The sequence below is a fragment of the Shigella sp. FC1967 genome (assembly GCF_001743005.1).
Classification (GTDB): domain Bacteria; phylum Pseudomonadota; class Gammaproteobacteria; order Enterobacterales; family Enterobacteriaceae; genus Proteus.
Genome location: NZ_MIIZ01000921.1, coordinates 1 through 1,906, shown reverse-complemented (window position 1 = coordinate 1,906; position 1,906 = coordinate 1). Strand labels below are relative to the sequence as shown.

Sequence of the window (1,906 nt, the reverse complement as noted above, 5' to 3'; positions counted from 1 at the left end):
AAATTAAATTAAGATATTATAAATAAAACATACTTTAAAATTTCTATATTTATAATTTAAGAATAGATTTAACGAATAAATTTATCGCTCATCTATTTATGTCAAGAGATGGCGATCCATAGAGACAAAAAGACCACTTATATAAAGTGGTCTTTTTAGTGGATAGATATCTTATTACCGATTAATGAGGCTGTCCACCAATCATCGACGTCATACGAATGCGACGACCTTCACTAATCTCCATATTTGATAATACGGCTAATTGTGGCAGGCTACGGCGTAAAAAACGGGATAATAATGAACGTAGCGAATGATTCACTAATAATACAGGGGCGCCACCAGACATCTCTTGGTGACGAACAGCATCTGCCGCTTGTTGTTCAATATTTTCAGCAAGCCCTGGCTCTAATCCACCGCCACTTTGCATCGCTTGAACAAGAATACGCTCTAAGCTTGCATCCAACCCAATAACTTGGATTTCATCTTGATCACCAAACCAGTGTTGTGTAATCGCACGGCGAAGTGCAACACGAACAACGGCGGTTAATTCAGCGGGATCTTTCTGCTCAGGAGCATGCTCTGCTAAGGCTTCTAATATGGTCCTCATATCTCGAATCGGCACCTGTTCAGACAGCAAGTTTTGCAATACTTTGTGCAATACCGTAAGGGAAAGCATATCTGGGATCATACTTTCTGTCATTTTAGGAAGCTCTTTACTTACCCTATCAAACAACATTTGAGCTTCTTGACGACCAAATAATTCCGATGCGTATTTCGCTAAGGCATGATTAAAGTGCGTTGCAATAACGGTACTTGCAGCAACCACTGTATAGCCTTGAACCTGTGCTTGCTCTCTTAAACTGTCATCGATCCACACTGCGGGTAAACCAAATGCAGGCTCTTGTGTAATATCCCCTTCTAACGAACCAACAGCATTACCCGGATTGATCGCCAGCCAACGCCCCGGATGCGCTTCACCGTGACCGATTTCAACCCCTTTCATTAGAATACGATAAGACGAAGGTTTTAATTCCATATTGTCTCGGATATGAACAACAGGAGGAAGGTATCCCATTTCCTGAGCAAACTTTTTACGAATACCACTAATTCTGCCTAACAGCTCACCATTTTGGCGATTATCTACCATTGGAATTAAGCGGTATCCTACTTCCATCGCTAATGGATCTTCAAGTTGTACATCTTCCCATGAAGCTTCAACAACACGATTTTGTTTTTCAACTTCTTCCATCTCTTTTTGTTGTTGCACTTCAGGATTAGCGTTACGACGTAAAATATACCAACCGAGTCCACCTAATGCTGCGGTGAAGAATAAGAAAACAAAGTTAGGCATTCCTGGCACTAAGCCTAATAGACCTAGCACGCCGGCGGTTAACATAAGAACACGAGGATTATCAAATAGTTGTGTAACCATTTGTTGACCTACATCTTCATCTGTTGCAACACGCGTCACGATAACACCCGCGGCTGTTGAGATAATTAATGCAGGAATTTGCGCAACCAGACCATCACCGATGGTTAAAAGGGTATAAGTCGTTGCTGCATCGTTTAATGCCATTCCGTGTTGAGCAACACCAACGATAAGCCCCCCCACCACGTTAATCACAAGGATCATTAAACCCGCGATGGCGTCACCACGAACGAATTTACTCGCACCATCCATTGAACCGTAAAAGTCGGATTCCAATGACACTTCTTTACGGCGTTTTTTTGCTTCGTCTTCGTTGATAATACCCGCATTCAAGTCAGCATCGATTGCCATCTGTTTACCTGGCATTCCATCTAACACAAAACGCGCACCGACTTCAGCAATACGTCCCGCACCCTTAGTAATAACCATAAAGTTAATCAAAATAAGGATGATAAAGACCACTATACCGATAGCAAA

1 protein-coding gene is annotated in these 1,906 nt (G+C 42.0%); it reads right to left on the bottom strand.

Features of this window, described 5'->3' with window-relative positions; all coding sequences use genetic code 11:
• Positions 1-181: 181 nt before the first annotated feature.
• Positions 182-1,906, bottom strand: a 1,725-nt coding sequence (locus BHE89_RS15960; RefSeq protein ID WP_141008315.1) for a flagellar biosynthesis protein FlhA, incomplete at its 5' end; no start/stop codon positions are given.